Source organism: Nocardioides terrigena (genome assembly GCF_003047265.1).
Lineage (GTDB): Bacteria > Actinomycetota > Actinomycetes > Propionibacteriales > Nocardioidaceae > Nocardioides > Nocardioides terrigena.
In genome coordinates this window covers 375,830-399,098 of the sequence record NZ_PZYY01000005.1, presented here as the reverse complement: position 1 = coordinate 399,098, position 23,269 = coordinate 375,830, and the positions used below count along the sequence as shown (strand labels likewise).

The window sequence follows — 23,269 nt, the reverse complement described above, 5'->3', positions numbered from 1 at the left end:
GTTTGTACTTGAACTCATGGGTGTGGAACGGGGTGGTGCGGGGCCGAGGGCCCGGGGCGAACTACTCGCCGCGGACCTTCTTGACGATCTCCTCGGCGATGTTCGTGGGAACCTCGGCGTACGAGTCGAACTCCATCGAGTACGACGCCTGCCCGGAGGTCTTGGACCTCAGGTCGCCAACGTACCCGAACATCTCGGAGAGGGGCACGAGGGCGTTGACGACCATGTCCCCGTGACGCTCCTCCTGGGCCTGGATCTGCCCGCGGCGGGAGTTGATGTCGCCGATCACGGTGCCGAGGAAGCTCTCCGGGGTGGTGACCTCGACGGCGAACATCGGCTCGAGCAGGACCGGCTTGGCCTTGCGCGCAGCCTCCTTGAACGCCTGGTTGCCGGCGATCTTGAACGCGAGCTCGGAGGAGTCGACGTCGTGGTAGGCGCCGTCCTGCAGCGTGAACTTCACGTCGACCATCGGGTAGCCGGCGAGGACGCCGAACTCCATGGCCTCCTGGCCGCCCTGGTCGACCGAGGGGATGTACTCCTTGGGCACGCGACCACCGCTGACCGAGTTGACGAACTCGTAGCCGGCGCCGGTGCCGGTCTCCGGGTCGATGTTCGGCTCGAGGTCGATGACGACCTTGGCGAACTGACCCGAACCACCGGTCTGCTTCTTGTGCGTGTAGGAGTGCTTCTCGACCTTGCGACGGATCGTCTCGCGGTAGGCCACCTGCGGCTTGCCGACGGTTGCCTCGACGCGGAACTCACGCTTCATGCGGTCGACGAGGATCTCCAGGTGGAGCTCGCCCATGCCGGCGATGATCGTCTGGCCCGTCTCCTCGTCGGCCTTGACCGTGAAGGTGGGGTCCTCGTCGGAGAGGCGCTGGATCGCGGTGCCGAGCTTCTCCTGGTCGCCCTTGGTCTTGGGCTCGATCGCGACCTCGATCACCGGGGCCGGGAAGGTCATCGACTCCAGCACGACCTGGTTCTGCGGGTCGCAGAGGGTGTGCCCGGTCTTGGTGTCCTTGAGGCCCATGACGGCCACGATCTGGCCGGCGCCGACCGACGCGATCTCCTCACGCTTGTTGGCGTGCATCTGGTAGACCTTGCCGATCCGCTCCTTGCGGCCGTTGACCGAGTTGATCACGGACGTGCCGGCCTCGAGCTTGCCGGAGTAGACCCGGACGTAGATCAACTTGCCGAGGTGCGGGTCGGAGGCGATCTTGTAGGCGAGGCCCGCGAAGGGCTCGTCGTCAGACGGCTGGCGGACGATGACCTCGTCCTCGTCCTTGACCGAGTGGCCCTGGATGCCGTCGATGTCGAGCGGCGAGGGCAGGAACTTCACGACGGCGTCGAGCAGGGGCTGGACGCCCTTGTTCTTGAACGCGGTGCCGCAGAGGACCGGGTTGAGCTTGTCGGCGAGGGTCGCGCGACGGATCGCGGTCTCGAGCTCCTCGACGGTGAAGTTCTCCTCGCCCTCGAGGTACTTCTCCATGATCTCGTCGTCGGCCTCGGCCAGCGTCTCGATGAGCTTCTCGCGGTACTCCGCGGCCTGCTCGGCGAGCTCGGCCGGGATCTCCTCGACCTCGTAGTCCTCGCCCATCGTGGTCTCGCCGCGCCAGGTGAGGGCGCGCATGCCGACCAGGTCGACGACACCGAGGAAGTCGCTCTCGGCACCGATCGGGAGCTGGAGGACCAGCGGGGTGGAGTTGAGGCGCTCGACCATCATGTCGACGCAGCGGAAGAAGTCCGCTCCGGTGCGGTCGAGCTTGTTGACGAAGCACATGCGGGGGACCGAGTACTTGTTGGCCTGGCGCCACACCGTCATCGTCTGCGGCTCGACACCGGCGACACCGTCGAACACCGCGACGGCGCCGTCGAGGACGCGCAGCGAGCGCTCGACCTCGGCCGTGAAGTCCACGTGGCCGGGGGTGTCGATGATGTTGATCTGGTGGTCCTTCCACCAGCACGTGGTCGCAGCAGAGGTGATCGTGATGCCACGCTCCTGCTCCTGCTCCATCCAGTCCATCGTGGCTGCGCCGTCGTGGACCTCACCGATCTTGTAGGAGATACCGGTGTAGAAGAGGATGCGCTCGGTCGTGGTGGTCTTGCCGGCGTCGATGTGCGCCATGATGCCGATGTTGCGGACCTTGTTGAGGTCGGTGGTGATGTCGACAGCCACTGTTGGGTCTCAGTCCCTCGAAAAAGTTGGTGGGCGGTGGGAGGCGGAGCACGCCGCGCCTGCGACGTGCTCCACCAGCATCACCAGCGGTAGTGGGCGAAGGCCTTGTTGGACTCGGCCATCTTGTGGGTGTCCTCGCGCTTCTTCACAGCGGCACCGAGGCCGTTGGACGCGTCGAGGATCTCGTTCATGAGGCGCTCGGCCATGGTCTTCTCGCGGCGGTCAGCGGCGTAGCCGACGAGCCAGCGCAGCGCCAGCGTGGTGCTGCGGTTGGCCTTGACCTCGATCGGGACCTGGTAGGTCGCGCCACCGACGCGGCGGGACTTGACCTCGATGGCGGGCTTGACGTTGTCGAGCGCGCGCTTGAGCGTGACGACCGGGTCGGTGCCGGTCTTCTCACGGCAGCCCTCGAGCGCCGTGTAGACGATGCGCTGCGCGACCTGCTTCTTGCCGTCCTGGAGGACCTTGCTGACGAGCTGCGTGACGATCTGCGAGCCGTAGACCGGGTCGACGACGAGAGGGCGCTTGGGAGCGGGACCCTTGCGAGGCATTACTTCTCCTTCTTCGCGCCGTAGCGGCTGCGGGCCTGCTTGCGGTTCTTGACACCCTGGGTGTCGAGCGTGCCGCGGATGATCTTGTAGCGGACACCGGGAAGGTCCTTCACACGGCCGCCGCGCACGAGCACGATCGAGTGCTCCTGGAGGTTGTGACCGACACCCGGGATGTACGCCGTGACCTCGACGCCGCTGCTGAGGCGCACGCGGGCGACCTTGCGGAGGGCGGAGTTCGGCTTCTTGGGGGTGGTCGTGTAGACGCGGGTGCAGACGCCGCGACGCTGGGGCGAACCCTTCAGGGCAGGCGTCTTGCTCTTGGACACCTTGTCCTGGCGGCCCTTGCGGACCAACTGATTGATGGTGGGCACCGAGTGGTTCCCTTTCTTTGATGACTCTCTCGCAACGGCAACCTGCCGAGGCGGTCCGTTCGGGAACTGCCGCGTGAAGCGGTGGTGCCCGGCGCACGACGTGCTGTGCGCTGTCGTGGATGGGCGCCCGGCCCGTCCGGAACTGGACAGGCCTGAGGGCAGGCCAAACACGAGGAGTCAATCTACCGGCCGCCCCTAGGCGGGTCAAAACGCCATGGACCCCGCTCGGAGCCCACCTCAGCCGCCCACCCGGTCGGGCACCGCGGGGGTGCGGTGGGGGATGACGGAGATGCCCTTGGTGCGGGCGAACACGAGGGTCGCGAGACCCACTCCGGCGATGGTGAGCAGCCCTCCGAGCACCAGCGTCCACCGGGCTCCGAAGGTCTCGCCGATCCAGCCGATGACCGGGGCCCCGGCGGGCGTGCCCCCCATGAAGATCATCATGTAGAGCGCCATCACCCGCCCGCGCATGCCCGGCTCGGTGTTGAGCTGCATGTAGGCGTTGGCACTGGTGATGAGGGTGAGCGCGCTGAGGCCGATGAGCGGGGTGACCAGGGCGTAGGTGAGGTAGGACGGCATCAGTCCCGCGATCGTCACGACGGTGCCGAACACGAGCCCGGCGCCGATCACCAGCCGGTGCCGCACGTGGGTGCGACCGGCGGCGACCAGCGCCCCGGTGAGCGACCCGACCGCGAGGAAGGTGCCGAGCAGGCCGTACTCGGCCGGGCCCTTGCCGAAGACCTCGGTGGCCATCAGGGCGGACGTCATCTGGAAGTTGAGGCCGAAGGTGCCCGCACTGAAGACGATCGCGAGGATCAGCAGCAGGTCCGGCCGGGCGCGGACGTAGGCCACGCCCTCGCGGATCGCCCCCGGCCCGCGGATGCCCGGGACGGGACTGTCGAGGCGGCTGGCGTCCATGCCGCGCAGGGCCAGGACCGGGGCGACGTACGAGACGGCGTTGATGAGGATCACCCAGCCGGTGCCGACCACTCCCCCACCGAAGGCCGAGATCAGCAGGCCCGCGACGGCGGGGCCGACGAGCCGCGCGGCGTTGAAGCTGGCGGAGTTGAGGCCGACTGCGTTGGTGAGGTCGTCGGGGTCGACGATCTCGGAGACGAAGGACTGGCGCGCCGGGGCGTCGAACGCGGAGGCGGTGCCGAGCACGAAGGCCAGCACGTAGACGTGCCAGATCTGCGCGGTGCCCGTCACGGCGAGCACGCCGAGGATCGCGGCGGGCACGGCCATGCCGAGGTTGGTCAGCTGGAGCAGCCGCTGCTTGGGCATCCGGTCGGCGACCAGGCCGGCGAAGGGCGCGATGAGCAGGAACGGCAGGAACTGCAGCCCGGTCGTGATGCCGAGGGCGGCGCCACTGTTGGCGGTGAGCTGGAGCACCAGCCAGTCCTGGGCGACGCGCTGCATCCAGGTGCCGGTGTTGGAGACGACGCCTCCGGCGGCGTACAGGCGGTAATTGGGGTTGGACAGGGAGCGGAATCGGGGACTCGTGGTGTCTCCTTCGGGTCAGTCCGCCTGCGAGAGGCGGTCGAGGAGGGGGGCGGCGCGACGCAGGACGTTGCGCTCGTCGGGGGTCAGGTGGGTGAGCTGGACGGCCAGCCAGGCGTCGCGGCGCTTGCGGTCCGCCAGGACGACCTCGCGGCCGCGGTCGGTGAGCGAGACGATGACCACGCGGCCGTCGGTCTCGTGCGGACGGCGTACGACGAGGCCGTCGCCCTCCAGGCACGTCACGGTGCGCGTCATGGACGGCGGCTGCACGTGCTCCAGCCGGGCGAGGTCGCCGACGGTCTGGTCACCCCGCCGGAACAGCAGCCCGAGCACGGCCATCTGGCCGAGGCTCAGGTCGTTGTCGGGGTGCCGCTCGCCGGCCAGGCGGCGACGCAGGCGCATCACTCCCACGCGGAGCTCTGCGGCGAGCCCCGCGTCGGTGCGGGCAACAGCTGCTGTGGTGGGCATGTCGTGAGCATAACTCATTACCCATGCTAACTATTCCGCCGAAGGAAGCCCCCCCGCTCGAGGCGGAGAGGGGCGTCCGGGGGTCAGGAGAGCCAGCCGTTGATGGGCGTGTAGGCGAAGTAGACGACGAACAGCGCGGCCACGACCCACATCAGCGGGTGCACCTCGCGCGCCTTGCCGACGACGACCTTGATCAGGACGAAGGCGACGAAGCCCGCCCCGATGCCGACGCTGATCGAGTAGGTGAACGGCATCAGCACGACGGTCAGGAAGGCCGGGATCGCCAGCTCGACGTCGCGCCAGTCGATCTCGCTGACCTGCTGCATCATCAGGAAGCCGACCAGGACCAGGGCCGGGACGGCCGCCTCGGACGGGATGGCCGAGACGAGCGGGGTGAAGAACGTCGCGAGCAGGAACAGCACGCCGGTGACCACGGAGGCGAGGCCGGTGCGCGCCCCCTCCCCCACGCCGGATGCCGACTCGATGTAGGAGGTGTTGGACGAGACGCCACCCGCGCCACCCGCGATGGCGGCCACGGAGTCGACGACCAGGATGCGCTGGGCGTGCGGCGGCGTGCCCTCCTCGTCGTTGAGGCCGGCCTCGGCACCGATCGCCGTCATCGTGCCCATCGTGTCGAAGAAGTCGGCCAGCAGCAGCGAGAAGACCAGCAGCAGGGCCGCGAGCACGCCGCCCTCGATGGTGCTGAAGGCGCCGAACAGGCTGAACTCGCCGAGGGTGTCGAAGGTGGGCCAGGCGACCACGTCACCGCTGAGCGTCGGGACGCTCAGCGACCAGCCGCCCGGGTTGTCGGCGGAGGCCGCACCGAGGTCGGCGACCGCCTCGACGACCACCGCGACCACGGTCGTGACGACGATCGAGATGAGGATGGCGCCGCGGACCTGGCGCACCCAGAGGCCGACCATGAGCGCGAGGCCGAGGCAGAAGACGAACACCGGCCAGCCGACCAGGTGGCCGTCGGCCCCCAGCTGGACGGGCACGGTGGTCTGGAAGGCGTCGGGGATACGGGTGATGAAGCGGGCGTCGACGAAGCCGATGAGGGCGATGAACAGGCCGATACCGACCGAGATCGCGACCTTGAGCTGCTGCGGGACCGCGTGGAAGACCGCCTTGCGGAAGCCGGTCAGCACCAGCACGAGGATGACGATGCCCTCGAGGACCACGAGGCCCATCGCGTCGCCCCACGTGGACTGCCGGGCGATGGAGTTGGCGACGAAGGCGTTGAGGCCCAGGCCGGTGGCCAGTGCCAGCGGGAAGTTGGCGACACCGCCCATCAGGATGGTGAGCAGTCCCGCGATGAGCGCGGTGCCCGCCGCGATCGCCGGGATGCCGCTGCCGGGCTCGGAGCCGCCACCGAGGAACGCTCCCGTCGAGTCGGGCACGAAGCCGAGGATGAGCGGGTTGAGCACGATGATGTAGGCCATCGTCAGGAACGTGACGAGACCGCCACGCACCTCCTGGCCGACGGTCGAGCCGCGCTCGGAGATCTTGAAGTAGCCGTCGAGGCCCGACTGGGCGGACCGCTGCGCGGTCTGGGTCTTGTCACTCACGGGCGGCAGTGTGGCAGAAGCGCGTTGCGGCGGTGTTTCGGTGCCCCGGGCGAGCGGCTAGCGTGGCGGCGTGGACTTCAGGGACGAGCAGCCGACGCAGCACGAGATCGGCAACCGCACCTACATCGTGGCCGACGTGGCCCCGCTGGACGTCGACGGCGTCCGCACCGTCGAGGTGGGCACGGGGCTCTGGCTGCTCGCCTTCATCGGCCTCCTCCCGTTCTACGGCACCCTCGCCGACACCGGTCGCACCTGGTGGCTGTGGACCTGCCTGGCCGGCTTCGGGCTCGGCCTGTGCGGCCTCGAGTACGTCCGCCGCCGTCGCCGGGCGCGCTCGGAGCAGGACGCCGCACCGGACCCGGCGCAGGGCACGGCGTGAGCCTCCCCCGCACCCGGTGGGAGCTGGCCGGCGAGGGCAACCGCGGCTACGGCGAGAAGTTCGGCCGGCTCGTCGCCGAGGGCGCCGACGTCGACGGCGAGGCCCGGCTGGCCGACACGCTCGTGGCCCGCGGGGCCCGGATCCTCGACGTGGGGTCCGGCATGGGCCGGGTCTCGGCCGCGCTGGTGGCCCGCGGCCACGACGTCGTGTCGGTCGAGCCCGACGCCGCCCTGGTCGCCCAGTGCCGGGCGACCTACCCCGACCTCGAGGTCCAGCACGCCGACGTGCTCGCCGCCTCGCTCGAGGGTGGGTTCGACCTCGTCGTCACCGTCGGCAACGTGATGGTCTTCCTGGCGCCCGACACCGAGCGAGCGGTGCTGACCCGGTTGCGGGCCCTGCTCGCACCGGGCGGTCGGGTGCTCGCCGGCTTCCACCCGGTCGACGGGCCGGCCACGGCGCGCGACTACCCGCCGGAGGAGTTCGTCGCCGACGTCACGGCGAGCGGCCTGCGCGTGGACGCCCGGTTCGGCTCCTACGAGCTGCACCCGCCGTCCGACGAGTACGCCGTGTGGCTGCTCGCCCGCGACGACGCCCCGCAGGCCGCGACGTCGTACGGCCACGCGATGGGGCCGGGCTGAGGGACAGCCCTCAGAGCGTGTCGAACCCGTCGTCGGTCAGCGTGTCGAAGACGTGGTCCGGCACCGGGATCGGCTGCTGCTTGCGGGCCAGCTTGACCTCGGAGTGGGCGCCGCAGCCGTGGTCGACCGACACGACGCGACCGTCGTCGTTGGCGTTGCCGTTGGCGCAGACGCCGAACGTGCCGGCCAGGTGACCGGACAGGCGCACGAGGAAGCCGCACGACCAGCACGACTCGGGAGCGCTCTTGGCGAGGGCCGCCTCGGGACCTCCGTCGCCGGCGTACCAGCGCTCGGCGGCCATGTCGATGCCCTCCGGGGACAGCGTGCGGACCCGGCCGAGGCCGAGGTCCTGGGCGACCTGGCGCACCTGCGCCTTGGCGTCGGGGTCCAGCGGGTCGTCGCCGAAGGAGTAGGTCGGCACCAGGCGCGGGTCCTCGTCCTCGACGGGGAGCAGGTCGCCGGGCGAGAGGTCGCCGGGCTGGAGCCGCTCCTTGTAGGGCACCCACGGGGGCGCCACGATCGCCTCGGCGCCCGGGATGAGCACGACCTCGTTGACCGTGGGCTCGCTGCTGTCGGCCGCCCGGCTCAGGGTGACCGACCAGCGCCACCCGGTGTAGCCGGGGCGCGTGCAGGCGAGGAGGTGGGTGACGACGAGCTCACCCTCGCCCTGGGCACCGAGGTGCTCACCGACGTCGGTGGCGTCGGCGAGGTCGAGGACCACGGCGCGCGCGAGGTCGGCGGCCGCGGCCAGGGTGGCGTCGGGCGAGGTCTCGGCGAGGGCGATCACCGGCGAATCATGACAAACCCACGGGCTCCTGTCAGGTCGACCGGCCCACGGGGTCCCTGCTGCGTACCTGCGGACCACCCACACGGCAGGATTGGCCCATGACCGCCGACCACCCACCCCGCCCCGACGGGACCGGTCGGACGCGCCTCGGCGGAGCCGGCCGCGGGATGAAGGCCGCCGGCCGCGGGATGGGCCGTGGGGTCGCCGGAGCCACCCGCGCCACCGGTCGCGCCAGCCGCTTCACCATGCAGCAGGCCCGGCGCGCCTCCCGCGCCGAGGGCGCCGGCGACTCCGGCCTGTCCCGCCTCATCGAGCTGCACGCCTTCAACGCCGCGGGCGACGCGGCCGTGGCGATCTCACTGGCCGGGACGCTGTTCTTCCAGGTCCCCACCGGCGAGGCGCGGGGCCAGGTCGCGCTCTTCCTCGGGCTCACGATGCTCCCCTTCGCCATCGTGGCCCCGCTGATCGGCCCGTTCCTCGACCGCTTCAGCCACGGTCGCCGGTGGGCCATCGGCTCGACCATGGCGGTCCGCGCCTTCCTCTGCTGGGCGCTGGCCACGGCGGTCGCGACCGGCTCGGACTGGCTCTTCCCGGCCGCGCTCGGCGTGCTGGTGGCGTCCAAGGCGTACGGCGTGACGCGGGCCGCCGCGGTCCCCCGCCTGCTGCCGCCGGCGCTCACCCTCGTCAAGGCCAACGCGCGGGTGTCGCTGGCCGGCGTCGTCGGGGCCGCGCTCTCGGCGCCGATCGCGGTGCTCGCGTCCACGGCCGGGTCGGAGTGGTCGCTGCGCTACGCCTTCGTGCTCTTCGTGCTGGCCACGATCTGGGCCATCCGGCTGCCCGAGCGGGTCGACTCGAGCGCCGGCGAGGAGCAGCTCGTCCTGCTGCCCGGGCCGAGCGCCGGTCCACGGTCACGAACCCGCAACCGGCGGCGGATGCCCAGCGCGGTGGCGTTCGCCCTCAAGGCCAACTGCGGACCTCGCTGGCTGAGCGGCTTCCTCGTGATGTTCATGGCGTTCCTGCTGCGCGAGAACCCGATCGGCGAATATCGGCCCGAGGTGCTCCTCGGGCTGGTGATCGGGGCCGCGGGCCTCGGCAACACGCTGGGCATCGCCCTCGGCTCCCTGCTGCGGCGCATCGACCCGGCGCTGACCGTCGTGCTGGCCCTGGTCGCCGACGCGGTCGCGGTCCTGGTCGCGGCGCTGTTCTACGGGCTGCTGCCGCTGGTGCTGCTGGGCGTGACCGCCGGTCTCGCGCAGTCCCTGGCCAAGCTCTCGCTCGACTCGACCATCCAGCGCGACGTGCCCGAGCGGGTCCAGGCCAGCGCCTTCGCGCGCTCGGACACGTCGTTGCAGCTGGCCTGGGTGATCGGCGGCTTCGCCGGGATCGCGATGCCGCTCATGCCGCGCCTTGGCCTGGGCATCGCCACCGGCGTGCTCGTCGCCTGGGGCGCCTACGTGCTGCTCACGCGACCGCCCCGGGTCGGGACGTCGCCCGGCGGGGCCTGAGGGCCGCTACAGCTCGAGCTCGTCGGCCAGCGCCCGCAGCAGCTTGGCCGTGGGCCGGGCCGTCTTCGCCTCGGGGTGGCGACCGTGGCGGTAGGTCTCGCCCACGCCGTCGAGGAGCCGGATGAGGTCCTCGACGATGGCGACCATCGCGTCCGGGTCCTTGCGCTGGGCGTTGCGCTGGTTGCGCGTCACCGAGGCGGGAGCATCCAGGACCTTGACCTGGAGCGCCTGGTCCCCGCGGCGGCCCTGGGCGATGCCGAACTCGACGCGGGTGCCGGCCTTGAGGACCGTGACCCCCTCGGGGAGCGCGTCGGAGTGCACGTAGACGTCGGGGCCGCCGTCCTGGGACAGGAACCCGAAGCCCTTGTCGGCGTCGAACCACTTCACCTTGCCACTGGGCACGGCCTTGACCTCTTCATTCCTGCTTGCGTGTATCGATGGTCGCCGGGACAGGGGTCCCGAGCGCGCACAGACTATGGGTGCCGACGGACAACCCGCCATCGACATCCGCTATTCCGCGGCGAGCGCCTCGTTGAGCGAGCCGGAGCGGAAGCCGCGGGGGTCGATCCCGGCCTCGGCGAACCCCGCGGCGACCACGGCGGCCACCACCGCGTCCTCACCCCGGGCCCCCTCGGACAGCGGTCCGCGGATCAGGTCGCGGTCGAGCTCGATGCTGGCCCGGCCCCCGAGGTCGCGGACCCGGAGGTCGCGGCTCTCGAGGCCGAGGTCGTCCAGCGCGGCCCGGGCGGCCGCCTCGGCGCGCTCGACGCGGGCCAGCCGGTGCGGGGTCACCTCGATGCCGTAGGCCACCCGCGAGGAGAGGCAGGCGGCGGCGGGCTTGTCCCAGGTGGGCAGTCCCCAGCGGCGCGAGGCGCGGCGTACGTCGTCCTTGGTGAGGCCTGCGTCGAGCAGCGGCGTCACGGCGCCGCGCTCCGCCGCGGCCCGGATGCCGGGACGGAACCCCGCCACCGCGTCGTCGGCGTTGGTGCCGGTCGCCACGTGCGCGATGCCGTGCTCGTCGGCCAGCGGCCGGAGCGTCTCGATGAGCTCGGCCTTGCAGAAGTAGCAGCGCTCGCCGGAGTTGGCGCGATAGCCCTCGCGCTCCATCTCGTGGGTGCGGGGGGTCAGCAGCGGCACCCCCAGCGACTCCGCGAAGGCACGACCCGGGTCGCGCTCGACGGCCGGGAGCGAGTCGGAGTAGCCGGTCGCCGCGACGACCCGGTCGGCGCCCAGCGCGCGCACCGCCGCGGCCAGCAGGAGGGCGCTGTCGGCGCCGCCGCTGAAGGCCACCACCACGGAGCCGAGCTCGCGCAGCCGCGCCTCCAGGGCGGCCAGGCGGAGGTCGAGCAGGTGGTCGTCGAGCCATGCGGGGAAGTCCTCGAGCGAGTCGAGGACGACGTGGGTGCCCGCGTCGACCAGCTCGTCGCGGGTGCAGCCGCCGGTGAGCACCGAGACGCTCACGACGCCGGCGGCCAGCGCCCCCTCGACGTCGTGCACGTGGTCGCCCACGTAGACCGAGGCGCCCTCGTCCCGCAGCACGTCGGCCTTGCCGACCCCCCACACCTCGCCGGCCACCAGGTCGACGTCGAGCGCGAGGTGGTCGACGTGGCGCCGGGCGTTGGGGGTGAACTTGCCGGTCACCAGCAGCGTGCGGCCGCGGTGGCGGCGCACGGCGGCGAGCGACTCGTGCGCCCCGGGGAACGCGGGGACGGGGAGGATGGAGTGGTCGGCGTAGAGCTCGCGGAAGCGGGCGATGGCCGGCGCGACGGCCTCGGCCGCCAGGTGCGGGGTCAGCATGTGGTCCAGCGGGGGGCCCAGGCGCGAGGTCAGGTCCCCCACGGGCAGGTCGATCCCGAGCTCGTCGGCGAGCACGGCCAGGGTGGCGGAGAAGCCCGGCACGGTGTCGATGAGGGTCATGTCGAGGTCGAACCCCACCACGGGTCCGGGAGCGGGATCCGGGGGCTGCGACGTCATGCACGTCAGCGTACGGCGCACGGTGCGGCTGGCCGGACGACGCCCGCATTGATTCACCCCCGACCGCCTGACACGATGGGCCGTTCGCGAGACCATGGGCGCTCCTGCCCCTCCACTCCCAGCCGGATCCGGAAGCCTGCCGTGCCTCACCACCGACGAACCCGCACCCCGCGCGGCGGCCTCCGCCGTGCGTCGGTCGCGGCCGTGCTCGCCACCGTGGCCGCCGGCCTGTCCGCCGCATCGATCTCGGCTCCCGCGGTCGCCGACGGCGAGGGCGTCCCGGCGCTCCGGCTCGTCACCCTGACCGGTCCGGGGACGTCCGCGGGAGGGGCCGGCGCGGCCGGCCTGCTGGCCCGCCAGGACGCCGTGCTGGCCCGGGTGGGCAACCCGGCGACGACCTACCGCTGGACCACCGCGCTCAACGGCTTCGCCGCCCCGCTCACCCCCGAGCAGGTCGCGGCGATCGAGGCGGACCCCGAGGTCGAGTCCGTCGAGGTCAACGAGGTGCGCGCCATGACGGGCCGCCGTGGCACGGCCCTCGCGTCCGGCCAGGTCGGGCAGCCGCGCGCCACCGGCGGCGCCGGCGTCGTGATCGGTGTCGTCGACTCCGGCCTCGCACCCGAGTCCCCGCTGTTCGCCGGTGTCCCCGGCCTCGGCCGCGCCCCCCAGGACTTCTCCGGGACGTGCCAGGAGGGCGAGGAGTGGCCCGCGTCCACCTGCAACCGCAAGGTCGTGGCGTCGGGATGGTGGGTCGCCGGCTTCGGTGAGGACCGGGTGCGCAGCTCCGAGCACCTGTCGCCGCGCGACGCCGTCGGCCACGGCACCCAGGTCGCCTCGGTCGCGGCCGGCAACGCCGGGGTCAGCGTGCGGATGCAGGGCCGCACCGTCGGCCGGTTCGGCGGCATCGCCCCGCAGGCCCGGATCGCTGCCTACAAGGCGTGCTGGGGCGCCCCCGACCCGGGCGACGACGGCTGCGCGACCGCCGACCTGGTCTCCGCGATCGACCGCGCCACCGCCGACGGGGTCGACGTGCTCAACCTCGCCGTGGCCGGTCCGCCCGGCACCGACACCGTCGAGCGCGCCCTGCTCGGCGCCGCGGAGGCCGACATCGTCGTCGTGGCCGCCGCCGGCAACGACGGGCGCGAGCAGTACGCCGCCCACGACAGCCCGTGGGTCACGACGGTCGGCGCCTCGCTCGGGAGCACCTGGCAGGGCCGCGTGTCCGTCGCCGGCGGCCCGACCCTGACCGGTGCGAGCAGGTCGCGGCGTACGTCCGGACCCGTCCGGCTCGTCCTCGGCTCCGACGTGGCCGCCACCGGCGCCCGCCGCCGCGACGCCGCGCAGTGCCGCCCGGGCTCCCTCGACGCCGCCCGGACCGCGGGACGGGCGATCTACTGCGAGCGCGGCGGCATCGGCCGCATCGACAAGTCCGACGCGGTGGCCCGCGCCGACGGCGTCGCCATGGTCCTCGGCAACGTCCGGCCCGGCCAGCCCGTCGACGACTTCCACGCGGTGCCGACCGTGCACCTCGACGCCTCCGACGCGGCCCGCCTCACGCGCTGGGTCCGCACCCACGACCGCACCACCATCCGGATGTCCGGCATCGCGCCCTCCCCCGCCGCCGGCCGCACCGCCGCCTGGTCCCCGCCGGGCGACCCCCGCGCCGGCCTGGTCAAGCCCGACGTGGTGGCCGTCGGCGACGGCGTCCTGGGCGCCGTGCCCGGCGACCGCGGCTGGGCGCTCTTCAGCGGCAGCTCCGCGGCCACGGCCCGGGTCAGCGGCGCCGCTGCGCTGCTCCGCTCCCGGCACGACTGGCGGGCACCGGTCGTCCGGTCCGTGCTCGCCACCACCGCCGTCCCGCTGGGCTCCGACTCGGCCCTGCGCCAGGGCGCCGGTCGCGCCGGCGCCGACGTGCGGGGCGCACGGCTCGCGCTGGTGGTCGGCACCTCCCGCTACCGCGAGGCGCTCGAGGCGGGCTCGTGGTCGGACCTCAACCTGTCGTCCGTGATGGTCCGCGGCACCGGCACCGTCACCCGCCGGGTCACCAACCTCGGCTCCCGGGCGGAGTACTTCTCCGCGCAGGCCTTCGGCTTCACCCGACACCAGGTCCGGGTGGCGCCGCTGGCCGCCCGGCTGAGCCCCGGGGAGTCCGCGACCTTCAGGGTCACGGTCACCGGTCCGGGCACGCCGGGCGGGGTGGACGACGGGTGGATCCGCTGGCGGGGCGCCCGCGGCTCGGTCACCCGGATCCCGGTCGCCATCACCCGCTGACCGGGCGGGGGCTCACGCCTCCCGGCGTACGTCCATGGAGCGGTCGCCGAACGCGACCGTGTCGCCGTCGACCAGGGTCGCGGGCTTGCCCGGTGACAGCTGGCGCGAGACGCCCTGGCGGGTCAGGGTCGACCCGTTGGTGGAGCCACGGTCCATCACCACGAGGGCGCCGTCGGGCGCGGGCGAGAACTGGGCGTGCGTCTTGGAGACCGACATGTCCGCCGACGCGAGGGGCACCAGGTGCCAGACCGGCTCGCCGGAGCGGGGCTCGGGGCGCCGACCGACCAGCACCATGCCCTCGACCACGAAGGAGTGCCCGTCGTCGAAGGTCACCCGCCAGCGCGGGCCGGCCGGGCGGGCCGGAGCGGCGCCGTCGGGACGCGAGCGGACCACGGTGCGGCCCGGGTCGTCCGCCGGCGGACGCTGGATCGCCGGCTGCGGGGCGGGCTGGTGCTGGGCGGGCGGCTGCGGACGGGCCGGGGCGGGCGGTTGCTGGCGACCCTCGGGGGCCGGCGCGAACGCGGGCACCTGGGGGGTCGGGTACGCCGGGGCGCGCTGCGGCGCCGGGTGGGCCGGGGGCTGCTGGCGCGCGGGTGGCTGCTGGTGGGCAGGTGGCTGCTGGTGGGCAGGTGGCTGCTGGGGGGCGGCGGGGGCCTGCGGGGCGCGCGCCTCGGGTGCCGGCCGGGTGGGCGGCGGCGGGGCCTGGAAGACGGGGGGCTCGACCGCCGGGGCTGGGACCAGCCGCATGGCGGTGAGGTTGACGACGTGGCGCGGGCTGTCGTCGACGGTCTCGGCGACGACCTCCGCCGGTCGGACGTCGACCACGACCGAGGAGGCGAGGTGGTCGTGCCAGCCGCGGCGCTGGCGACCCGGGTCCTCCACGGCGGTCCAGGCGAGGGTGGCGAGGCCGATCCCGAAGGTCGGCAGCGAGGCTGCGGCCAGCACGAGCGAGCGGCCCAGGGCCGGTCCGACGCCGATCGGGGTGCCGGTGCCGTGGTGCACGACCCGAAGCCCGACCGCGGACTTGCCCGGGGTGTTGCCCGAGACGCCCGTCATCACGGCGAGCACCAGCCAGCCGATGACCATGGCTCCGCCGACGATGCCGGCGATGACCCACGGCTCGTCGCCGAGCGCCAGCCAGGCGCCGACGCCGATCAGGAGGTAGAGGCCCCAGGTGACCAGCCGGTCGATGGCGAAGGCATAGAACCGGCGCTCGAGCTCGGCGACGGGGTAGGTCGTGGCCGGGGCGTCGGCCTGCTGCTGCGTCACGTGGGGTCGGTCCTGCGTCAGGGGTTGGTGGTCTGGATGGTCACGCCGTCACCGAGGTCGAGGATGGCACCGGGGATCAGCGACACCGCGATGCCGGCCTGGAGGTCCTCGGGTGGGAGGCCGGGCTGCACCAGGACGGTGCCGTTGGTGGAGCCGAGGTCGGTGACCACGGCACTCCCGTGGTCGGCGCCGGCGCCGGGGCGGATCTCGAGGTGGGTGGAGGAGATCTCGTGGTTGGGGCTGGCGACGGTGACCAGCTGGGGCTGGTCGCTGGAGGCCAGGCGACGGGCCTCGGGGGCCCGGCCGACCACGATCGTGCGGTCGACCTCGACGACCTCGCCGGTCGAGAGGACCAGCTTGGCGACCGGACGGGACACGACGGCCGGCGCGAGCTCCTGACCCGGGACGCCGGGTCGCACGAACTCGTCGGCGGAGGGGCCGACCGTGGTCTGGCCGTCGTGGTCGTCGGCGACGTCGTCATCCGCCACGTCGTCGTCGGACCTGTCGTCGTCGAGCACGGGGGGCTGCTCGCCGGTGGGCGTGGGGTCGTCGTCGTCGGGAGCCCCGAAGGTCAGCGGCTCCCCCGCGTCGCTCCCGCCCGAGGCGGCCGACTCGATGGGTACGACGTCCGCGACGGGCCCGGCGTCGGGCTCCGGGTCGGCCTCGTGGTCGCCGGGGTCGGAGTCCCCGGCGGGCTCGGCCGGCAGCGGCTCGGGGCGGGCCGCCGGGTCGTCCTGGGTGTCGGGGCCGGTGTCCGCGACCTCGTCGCGATCGGCGACGAGTGCCTCCGGGGCGGGTGGCACGGCGGCCGCACCGTCCACCGACGCCGGGTCGCCGAAGACCAGGGAGCCCACCCGGGCGATGCCGGAGGTGAGGGCGAGGTCGGCCGGAGCCGCGCCCTCCAGGACGACGGTGCCGCCCGTGACGCCGTCGAGGGTGCGGTCGGCCCACATGGACTCCCCCGCCCCCGACACGGTGACGTCGCCGCCGGTGGTGGCGACGGTGACGGTCGCCTGGCCACGGACCAGCACCCGGGTGCTGTCGTCGTGCCCGACGAGCACGAAGCCCGTGAGCGTGCGGATGCCCCCGGCGAGCAGGCCGTCGAGCACCTCGTCGAAGTCGGCGCCGCCGTCCACCAGCTCCCAGAGGCCGGCGACGCGCGGGCGCTCCGCGGCGGGGAGGACCAGCGAGACGCGGTCACCGAGGACGGCGTACCAGTGCCCCTCGGACAGCTGTCGACGATGACCTGTGGACTCACTCACGGACGGGCCCCCAACTTGTCTTCGAGACTCGCGAGCTGGCGCTCGGAGTCGTATGAATCGTCGTGCACCAATCCCACCACATCGATGACGACGGCGGTGGCGTTGTCGCGACCCCCGGCGTCGAGCGCGGCACGCACGAGGGCGTCGGCGGCGTCCCGGGGATCGGGGACGGAGTCGAGGATGGCGGCGATGTCGGCGTCGGTGATCATCCCGGAGATCCCGTCGCTGCAGAGGAGGAGCCGCTCGACCGCGGGGAGCGGCAGCAGGAAGAAGTCGGGGCGCACGCCCTCCGGGCTGCCCAGGGCCCGGGTGATCACGTGCCGCTCGGGGTGGACCGAGGCCTCCTCGGCGGTGATCGTCCCGGCGTCGACGAGCTCCTGGACGACCGAGTGGTCGACGCTCACCTGGTCGAGCCGGCCGTCGGTGAAGCGGTAGATGCGGGAGTCGCCGAGGTTGGCGAGCAGCCACTTGGTGGTGCCGCCGTCGTCGACGAGCACGGCCACCACGGCGGTGGTGCCGGCGTGCCAGCGGGGGTGCTCGGCGCGCTGCCCGTCGCCGTACTCGACGATCCGGGCCTGCGACCGGGCGATGGTGTCGGCCACCTGCTCGGCGCCGCGGCCCGGGTCGTAGCCCTCCTCGACGAGCCGGGCGAACTCCTCGACCACGATCCGGCTGGCGACGTCGCCACCCGCGTGCCCGCCCATGCCGTCGGCCACGACGAACACCGGCGGCGCGACGAGGAAGGAGTCCTCGTTGACCGTGCGGACGTGTCCCACGTCGGTGGCGGCTCCGTGATGCAGGTCGACCGGCTTCATGCCCTGTCCTCACGCTCTCCGACGATGAGCCCCGGGGTGGGCTCGGCGAGTAGCGTAGAAGGGATGTCGAGGACACAGCAGGCGGCGCTCCCACGCACGCTCGCGGACCAGCTGCGTGGCTGGCCGGACGAGCGTCTCGCCCGCCTGCTCGCGGACCGTCCCGATCTCGCCACTCCTGCACCTCACGATTCCGCCCAGCTGGCCTCACGGGCAGCGACTCGCAGCTCGGTCATCCGCGCGCTCGACAGTCTCACGCGCCTCGAGCTCTCGGTGCTTGATGCCCTCGTGGTTGCAGGTCAAACCACATCGGAGCAACTGATCTCGATGGTGCACGCCGAGCCCGCCGCGGCGGCCGCGGCGGTCGCCCGCGTGGTGGACCTCGCGCTCGCCTGGGAGTCGCCCGGCGGGCTGCGTCCGCTGAGCGGGGTGTCCGACGCGCTGCGCGGCGACGAGGCCGCGGGGGTGAGCGGCCTGCGCCCGATGTCGCCGGAGCCACCCGACCCCGAGGACGTCGCCGCCCGCCTCGAGGCGCTCTCCCCCGCCGCGCGCGCCTTGCTCGCCCATGTCGACGACCACGGCGGCGAGGGCACCACCGGCAGCGCGCGTCGTACGGTCTCGCCGGCGGACGCCGCGACCCCGGTCGAGGAGCTGATCGCCCACCGCCTGCTCCTGCCCCGCGACGGCGGCACCCTGGTCCTGCCCGGCGAGGTGGGCCTGGCGCTGCGCGGCGGGCGTACGACGCGCACGCCCCGCGACGAGGTGCCCGAGGTCGCGACCACCGACCGCGACGTGGCGCTCGTCGCGCGCAGCGCGGCGGGTGAGGCCTTCGAGGTCGTCCGCCGCGTGGAGCTCGTGCTCGACCACTGGGGCCTGGAGCCGCCCGGCGTGCTGCGCGGCGGCGGGCTGTCGGTCCGCGACCTCAAGGCGACCGCCCGCGACCTCCAGGTCGACGAGGCCGGGGCGGGCCTGCTCGTCGAGGTCGCGTCGGTCGCGGGCCTGCTCACCGAGGGGGTCGACGAGGACGGCGAGGCCGTGTGGCTGCCGACCGACGCCTTCGACGCCTGGTCGGCCGGCTCGGTCGCCGAGCGCTGGGCCGCCCTCGCGCTCGCCTGGCTCGACACCACCCGGGTGGCCTCCCTCATCAGCACCCGCGACCCCGCCGGTCGCGCGTGGAACGCCTTGGCCCCCGACCTGTCCAGCCAGATGGCCCCGGAGGCACGGCGCCTCGCCCTCGAGGAGCTCGCCGCGCTGCCGGCCGGTGCGGCCCTGGCCACCGGCACCGGCATCCCGTCCATGGTCGAGCGCGTCGCGTGGCGACGACCCCGTCGCCCCTCCGTCCACCGCGACCTGGTGGCCGCGGCGGTCTCCGAGGCCGCGGTCCTCGGTCTCACCGGCGCCGGCGCACTGTCGGAGGCCGGCCGCGCGGTGCTCGCCGGTGACCACGACGCCGCCGTCGCCGCGATCACGCCGCACCTCCCCCACCCGGTGGACCACGTGCTGCTCCAGGCCGACCTCACCGCGGTGGCACCGGGTCCGCTCGAGGCCGAGCTGGCCCGGACCCTGCACCTCGTCGCCGACGTCGAGTCCCGGGGCGGCGCCACCGTCTACCGCTTCACCCCGGGCTCCGTGCGCCGGGCCTTCGACGCCGGCTGGACGGCGCTGGAGGTGCACGACTTCGTGGGCTCGGTGTCGCGGACGCCGGTCCCCCAGCCGCTGTCCTACCTCGTCGACGACGTGTCGCGGACCTTCGGCACGGTGCGGGTCGGGCAGGCCGAGTCGTTCCTGCGCGCCGACGACGAGAGTGCGCTCACCGAGCTGCTCCACCACCCCAGGGCAGGGTCGCTCAACCTGCGCCGCATCGCGCCGACCGTGCTGATCAGCACCGTGTCCGTCGACGTGCTGCTCCCCCGGTTGCGCGAGCTGGGTGCCGCCCCGGTCGTGGAGGCACCGGACGGCACCGTGCGGGTCGCCCGCCGCGACCTGCTGCGGGCCCGGCGTCCGCGCTCCGGGCGCAGCCGCGCGGCCGCTCTCGCCCGGACGCACGCCGGGGTCGCCGCCGTGGTGACCGCCATCCGCAGCGGCGACCGGGCCGTCGCGTCCCGTCCCGAGACGCCGACGGTGACCACCACCCCGACGAGCGCGCTGGCCGCACTCCGGGAGGCGATCGAGGCCGGCAGCACGGTCGTCATCGGCTACGTCGACAACCACGGCGCCCGTTCCGACCGCGTCGTCGACCCGGTCCGCCTCGAGGGCGGCACCCTCACGGCCCACGACCACCGCGCCGACGACGTCCGTGCCTTCGCCGTGCACCGCATCACGTCCGTCGCCCCGCTCCCGGCCCGTCCGTAGGCTGGGGACGTGGACTTCATCAGGTACGCCGAGGCGTCGGCGGCGCTGCTCAACGCGGACCTGGCCGACCCGGACGCCCTGGTGGCCCACCTCGCCGACCGCAGCTGGCTGCACGCGTCGGTCACCCCCGGTGACGTGGCCGCCCTGCAGGAGTTCCAGGTCGAGCTGCGGCCGGTCTTCGAGGCCTCCGAGGCCGGTGAGGTGCCGGTCGTGGTGTCTCACCTCAACGACCTGCTGGCCCTCCACCCGGTCACCCCGATGATCAGCGACCACGACCCGTCGCACCTGCACATGCACGTCGCCAACCGGTCGGCGTCGGTGGCCGAGCTGCTCATCGGCGAGTCCCTCATGGGCCTGGCCACCCTGGTCTGCGACCTCGGGGCGACCCGGCTCGGGGTGTGCCACGCCAGCTCGTGCGACAACGTGTTCGTCGACACCTCGCCCAACCAGTCCCGGCGCTACTGCTCCGACCGGTGCTCCTCGCGCGCCAACGTCGCGGCGTACCGCGCCCGCCAGAAGGCCGCCGCGAGCTGACCACGCGGCGTACGCCGGGTGCCCGCGTTGCGGGCCTCCGTAGGCTGGGGCGGTGAATGACGGCCCCCTGATCGTGCAGAGCGACAAGACCCTGCTGCTGGAGATCGACCACGAACGGGCCGCCGACTGCCGCAAGGCGATCGCCCCCTTCGCGGAGCTCGAGCGCTCCCCCGAGCACGTGCACACCTATCGGCTCACGCCGCTGGGCCTGTGGAACGCGCGCGCCGCCGGCCACGACGCCGAGCAGGTGGTCGACGCGCTGCTCAGCTACAGCCGGTACGCCGTCCCGCACGCGCTGCTCGTGGACGTCGCCGAGACGATGGCCCGCTACGGCCGGCTGCGGCTGGAGAAGCACCCGATGCACGGCCTGGTGCTGAGCAGCAACGACCGGCCGGTGCTCGAGGAGGTGCTGCGCGCCAAGAAGATCGCCGGCATGCTCGGCGAGCGGCTCGACGACGACTCGGTGGCCGTGCACCCCAGCGAGCGCGGCAACCTCAAGCAGGCGCTGCTCAAGCTCGGCTGGCCGGCGGAGGACTTCGCCGGGTACGTCGACGGCGAGGCGCACGCGATCGCCCTCGACGAGGACGGGTGGGAGCTGCGCACCTACCAGCGGGAGGCGGCCGAGTCGTTCTGGCACGGCGGCTCCGGCGTCGTGGTCCTCCCCTGCGGTGCCGGCAAGACCATCGTCGGCGCGGCCGCGATGGCGCAGGCCCAGGCGACGACGCTGATCCTGGTCACCAACACCGTCAGCGCGCGGCAGTGGAAGGACGAGCTCATCAAGCGCACGTCGCTGACCGCCGACGAGATCGGTGAGTACAGCGGGTCGGTGAAGGAGGTGCGGCCGGTGACCATTGCGACGTACCAGGTCCTCACCACGCGCCGGAAGGGTGTCTACACGCACCTCGAGCTGCTCGACGCACGCGACTGGGGCCTCATCGTCTACGACGAGGTGCACCTGCTGCCGGCGCCGATCTTCCGGATGACGGCCAACCTCCAGGCTCGGCGGCGGATCGGACTGACCGCGACCCTGGTGCGCGAGGACGGCCGGGAGGGCGAGGTGTTCTCGCTGATCGGGCCGAAGCGGTACGACGCCCCGTGGAAGGACATCGAGGCGCAGGGCTGGATCGCGCCCGCCGACTGCGTCGAGGTGCGGGTCACCCTGCCGGAGGGGCAGCGGCTGGCCTACGCCACCGCCGAGCCCGAGGAGCGCTACCGGCTCGCGTCGTGCACCCACAAGAAGATCGACGTCGTCCGTCAGCTGGTGGAGCAGCACTCGACGCAGCCGACGCTGGTGATCGGGCAGTACATCGACCAGCTCGACGAGCTCGCCGCGATGCTCGACGCCCCGGTCATCAAGGGCGAGACGCCCGTCAAGGAGCGGCAGCGGCTCTTCGAGGCGTTCCGCTCGGGCGAGATCTCGCTGCTGGTGGTCAGCAAGGTCGCCAACTTCTCCATCGACCTGCCCTCGGCGGAGGTGGCGATCCAGGTGAGCGGGTCGTTCGGCTCCCGCCAGGAGGAGGCCCAGCGCCTCGGCCGGTTGCTGCGGCCGAAGGCGGAGGGCAAGACCGCGCACTTCTACACGATCGTCTCGCGCGACACGGTGGACGCGGAGTTCGCGCAGAACCGGCAGCGGTTCCTCGCCGAGCAGGGCTACGCCTACCGGATCATCGACAGCGATGACCTCGAGGCGGACCCGGCGAGCTGAGGTGGGCACCGAGGGGACAGCACCGGCAGCACCGGGCCGCGAGGTCGTTCTGGAGACGGACCGTCTGGTGCTGAGGCCGTGGCGGGCAGGCGAGGCCGTCGTCCAGCGGGAGCTGTGGACCGAGCGCGACCCGCGGGTGCCTCCGCACCGCCGGATAGGCGCGGACGGACGACCCACGGTGGCCGAGCTCGAGGAGGCCATCCGCGCCGGCTCGCCGGCGTCCACGACCGGCTCGCCGCGCGCGACCGGTTTGCTGGCGGTCGAGCGGAGGTCTGCCGGCGACGTGATCGGGTACTGCGGGCTGGTCGACAGCGGGCGGGGTGCGGGCGACGAACCGGAGCTGGCCTTCGAGCTGTTGCGCCGGACCTGGGGGCAGGGGTACGCGACCGAGTCCGCGCTGGCGGTCCTGGACTGGGCGAGGTCGTCCGGTCATCAGCGCCTGTGGGCGACGGTGTGGGACTGGAACACCGCCTCTCGGCGGGTGCTCGAGAAGCTCGGCTTCACCGAGACGGGTCGGACGGTCGTGGACCCCGAGCGCGGGACGACGCTCGTCACCTCGAGGCACCTCTGACCGACCGGCCCGCGACCGCGTGTCGATCCCGGGCCCGCTCCCCCGTCACTCGGGTGAGGACATCAACGAGAGGAAGCCCATGAGCGAGTACGTCGTCCTGTTCCCCGCCGATGACGAGGCCGCCTGGCTGGCCGGCACGGATGCGGACCACCAGGCCACCTTCGACACCGACCGCGAGTTCGCCGAACGGCTCAGGGCGCGAGGCGGGGCGGTCACGGGCGGTGCCGGGCTCGACGACAGCAGCCGGGCGCGGACGCTCCGACGCGGTGCCGGGTCGGAGGTCCTCGTCACCGACGGGCCCTACGCCGAGACCGTCGAGCAGCTGTCCGGCTTCTACATCGTCACCTGCGACGACTACGACGCCCTGGTCGAGGCCGCGCAGGTGCTCACCCGCGCCCACCCGGTCGTGGAGATCCGGCCGGTCGACGAGTTCTGACCCTGACCTGGGCGGTCGGGGCTCGACGCGGTGGCGGGCGCATCACGACCCCCGGACGAGTGTGCGTGGATGCACCATCACCGGGCACCTTCCGGTGCTTCCACGCACACTCGTGGTGCGACTGGGTCTGGACCTCGGCG

Annotated in this window: 21 protein-coding genes; 9 read left to right on the top strand and 12 right to left on the bottom strand. The window is 73.2% G+C overall.

What is annotated here, in order from left to right; all coding sequences use genetic code 11:
• Positions 1 to 61: 61 nt before the first annotated feature.
• The 6 genes from fusA to DAE25_RS13430 all read right to left on the bottom strand — a co-directional run bounded on the left by fusA (position 62) and on the right by DAE25_RS13430 (position 6,634).
• Positions 62 to 2,176 (bottom strand): elongation factor G, encoded by a 2,115-nt coding sequence (gene fusA / locus DAE25_RS13455; protein WP_082600175.1) that lies wholly within the window; start codon positions 2,174 to 2,176, stop codon positions 62 to 64.
• Positions 2,177 to 2,256: 80 nt separating this feature from the next.
• Positions 2,257 to 2,727: a 30S ribosomal protein S7 gene (gene rpsG / locus DAE25_RS13450; protein ID WP_056887101.1), complete on the bottom strand. Its 471-nt coding sequence runs from the start codon at positions 2,725 to 2,727 to the stop codon at positions 2,257 to 2,259.
• On the bottom strand, positions 2,727 to 3,098 hold the full coding sequence (gene rpsL / locus DAE25_RS13445; protein WP_056599611.1) for a 30S ribosomal protein S12: 372 nt from the start codon (positions 3,096 to 3,098) through the stop codon (positions 2,727 to 2,729). Before rpsL ends, rpsG begins: the two co-directional genes overlap by 1 nt.
• A 237-nt stretch (positions 3,099 to 3,335) precedes the next feature.
• Positions 3,336 to 4,580, bottom strand: a complete 1,245-nt coding sequence (locus DAE25_RS13440) for an MFS transporter (protein ID WP_056887100.1) — start codon at positions 4,578 to 4,580, stop codon at positions 3,336 to 3,338.
• Positions 4,581 to 4,616: 36 nt separating this feature from the next.
• On the bottom strand, positions 4,617 to 5,066 hold the full coding sequence (locus DAE25_RS13435; RefSeq protein WP_234411033.1) for a MarR family winged helix-turn-helix transcriptional regulator: 450 nt from the start codon (positions 5,064 to 5,066) through the stop codon (positions 4,617 to 4,619).
• An 83-nt stretch (positions 5,067 to 5,149) separates the two neighbouring features.
• Positions 5,150 to 6,634, bottom strand: coding sequence for an NCS2 family permease (locus tag DAE25_RS13430; RefSeq protein WP_234411032.1), 1,485 nt, complete (start codon positions 6,632 to 6,634; stop codon positions 5,150 to 5,152).
• Positions 6,635 to 6,704: 70 nt separating this feature from the next.
• Between DAE25_RS13430 and DAE25_RS13425 the strand changes: the two genes are divergently transcribed.
• Positions 6,705 to 7,013, top strand: coding sequence for a DUF2530 domain-containing protein (locus DAE25_RS13425; RefSeq protein WP_234411031.1), 309 nt, complete (start codon positions 6,705 to 6,707; stop codon positions 7,011 to 7,013).
• Positions 7,010 to 7,651, top strand: coding sequence for a class I SAM-dependent methyltransferase (locus DAE25_RS13420; protein WP_107766671.1), 642 nt, complete (start codon positions 7,010 to 7,012; stop codon positions 7,649 to 7,651). Before DAE25_RS13425 ends, DAE25_RS13420 begins: the two co-directional genes overlap by 4 nt.
• A gap of 10 nt (positions 7,652 to 7,661) precedes the next feature.
• On the opposite strand, the gene DAE25_RS13415 is transcribed toward DAE25_RS13420, so the two are convergent.
• Entirely contained in the window at positions 7,662 to 8,438 is a 777-nt protein-coding gene (locus DAE25_RS13415) for a DUF3027 domain-containing protein (RefSeq protein WP_107766670.1), read from the bottom strand.
• A 98-nt stretch (positions 8,439 to 8,536) separates the two neighbouring features.
• On the opposite strand from DAE25_RS13415, the gene DAE25_RS13410 reads away from it, so the two are divergent.
• Positions 8,537 to 9,943 carry an MFS transporter gene (locus DAE25_RS13410; protein ID WP_234411030.1) on the top strand — a complete coding sequence of 469 codons (1,407 nt, stop codon included), beginning with the start codon at positions 8,537 to 8,539 and terminating at the stop codon, positions 9,941 to 9,943.
• A 6-nt stretch (positions 9,944 to 9,949) separates the two neighbouring features.
• On the opposite strand, the gene DAE25_RS13405 is transcribed toward DAE25_RS13410, so the two are convergent.
• Together DAE25_RS13405 and larE are read right to left on the bottom strand one after the other, a co-directional pair.
• On the bottom strand, positions 9,950 to 10,345 hold the full coding sequence (locus DAE25_RS13405) for a cold-shock protein (RefSeq protein WP_056887096.1): 396 nt from the start codon (positions 10,343 to 10,345) through the stop codon (positions 9,950 to 9,952).
• Between the two features lie 108 nt (positions 10,346 to 10,453).
• The gene (gene larE, locus DAE25_RS13400; protein WP_199907575.1) at positions 10,454 to 11,917 is read right to left on the bottom strand and encodes an ATP-dependent sacrificial sulfur transferase LarE; all 1,464 of its coding nucleotides are present in this window, start codon (positions 11,915 to 11,917) and stop codon (positions 10,454 to 10,456) included.
• 141 nt (positions 11,918 to 12,058) lie between these two features.
• On the opposite strand from larE, the gene DAE25_RS13395 reads away from it, so the two are divergent.
• Positions 12,059 to 14,188 carry a S8 family serine peptidase gene (locus DAE25_RS13395; protein ID WP_159083727.1) on the top strand — a complete coding sequence of 710 codons (2,130 nt, stop codon included), beginning with the start codon at positions 12,059 to 12,061 and terminating at the stop codon, positions 14,186 to 14,188.
• Between the two features lie 12 nt (positions 14,189 to 14,200).
• Here the strand turns inward: DAE25_RS13395 and DAE25_RS24150 are convergent, their stop codons facing one another.
• Genes DAE25_RS24150 through DAE25_RS13380 form a run of 3 tightly spaced genes read right to left on the bottom strand, consistent with a single transcriptional unit; the run spans position 14,201 to position 17,534 of the window.
• Positions 14,201 to 15,457, bottom strand: coding sequence for an RDD family protein (locus DAE25_RS24150; protein WP_107766668.1), 1,257 nt, complete (start codon positions 15,455 to 15,457; stop codon positions 14,201 to 14,203).
• 17 nt (positions 15,458 to 15,474) lie between these two features.
• The gene (locus tag DAE25_RS13385; RefSeq protein WP_107766667.1) at positions 15,475 to 16,719 is read right to left on the bottom strand and encodes an FHA domain-containing protein; all 1,245 of its coding nucleotides are present in this window, start codon (positions 16,717 to 16,719) and stop codon (positions 15,475 to 15,477) included.
• Positions 16,716 to 17,534, bottom strand: a complete 819-nt coding sequence (locus DAE25_RS13380) for a PP2C family protein-serine/threonine phosphatase (RefSeq protein WP_107766666.1) — start codon at positions 17,532 to 17,534, stop codon at positions 16,716 to 16,718. Before DAE25_RS13380 ends, DAE25_RS13385 begins: the two co-directional genes overlap by 4 nt.
• Positions 17,535 to 17,597: 63 nt before the next feature.
• On the opposite strand from DAE25_RS13380, the gene DAE25_RS13375 reads away from it, so the two are divergent.
• From DAE25_RS13375 to DAE25_RS13355, 5 genes are all read left to right on the top strand, one after another.
• Positions 17,598 to 19,883 carry a helicase C-terminal domain-containing protein gene (locus DAE25_RS13375; RefSeq protein WP_107766665.1) on the top strand — a complete coding sequence of 762 codons (2,286 nt, stop codon included), beginning with the start codon at positions 17,598 to 17,600 and terminating at the stop codon, positions 19,881 to 19,883.
• 9 nt (positions 19,884 to 19,892) lie between these two features.
• Positions 19,893 to 20,417, top strand: coding sequence for a CGNR zinc finger domain-containing protein (locus DAE25_RS23935; RefSeq protein ID WP_107766664.1), 525 nt, complete (start codon positions 19,893 to 19,895; stop codon positions 20,415 to 20,417).
• Positions 20,418 to 20,469: 52 nt separating this feature from the next.
• On the top strand, positions 20,470 to 22,122 hold the full coding sequence (locus tag DAE25_RS13365) for a DNA repair helicase XPB (protein ID WP_107766663.1): 1,653 nt from the start codon (positions 20,470 to 20,472) through the stop codon (positions 22,120 to 22,122).
• Positions 22,123 to 22,189: 67 nt separating this feature from the next.
• Positions 22,190 to 22,693, top strand: coding sequence for a GNAT family N-acetyltransferase (locus DAE25_RS13360; RefSeq protein WP_199907574.1), 504 nt, complete (start codon positions 22,190 to 22,192; stop codon positions 22,691 to 22,693).
• Positions 22,694 to 22,772: 79 nt separating this feature from the next.
• Positions 22,773 to 23,129 (top strand): YciI family protein, encoded by a 357-nt coding sequence (locus DAE25_RS13355; protein ID WP_107766661.1) that lies wholly within the window; start codon positions 22,773 to 22,775, stop codon positions 23,127 to 23,129.
• Positions 23,130 to 23,269 lie beyond the last annotated feature (140 nt).

What these genes read in the sequence shown, in the direction of transcription:
- rpsG (WP_056887101.1), bottom strand. Translation starts at nt 2,727, where the DNA reads ATGCCTCGCAAGGGTCCCGCTCCCAAGCGCCCTCTCGTCGTCGACCCG.
- DAE25_RS13435 (WP_234411033.1), bottom strand. Translation starts at nt 5,066, where the DNA reads ATGCCCACCACAGCAGCTGTTGCCCGCACCGACGCGGGGCTCGCCGCA.
- DAE25_RS13410 (WP_234411030.1), top strand. Translation starts at nt 8,537, where the DNA reads ATGACCGCCGACCACCCACCCCGCCCCGACGGGACCGGTCGGACGCGC.
- larE (WP_199907575.1), bottom strand. Translation starts at nt 11,917, where the DNA reads ATGACGTCGCAGCCCCCGGATCCCGCTCCCGGACCCGTGGTGGGGTTC.
- DAE25_RS13380 (WP_107766666.1), bottom strand. Translation starts at nt 17,534, where the DNA reads ATGAAGCCGGTCGACCTGCATCACGGAGCCGCCACCGACGTGGGACAC.
- DAE25_RS13375 (WP_107766665.1), top strand. Translation starts at nt 17,598, where the DNA reads ATGTCGAGGACACAGCAGGCGGCGCTCCCACGCACGCTCGCGGACCAG.
- DAE25_RS13355 (WP_107766661.1), top strand. Translation starts at nt 22,773, where the DNA reads ATGAGCGAGTACGTCGTCCTGTTCCCCGCCGATGACGAGGCCGCCTGG.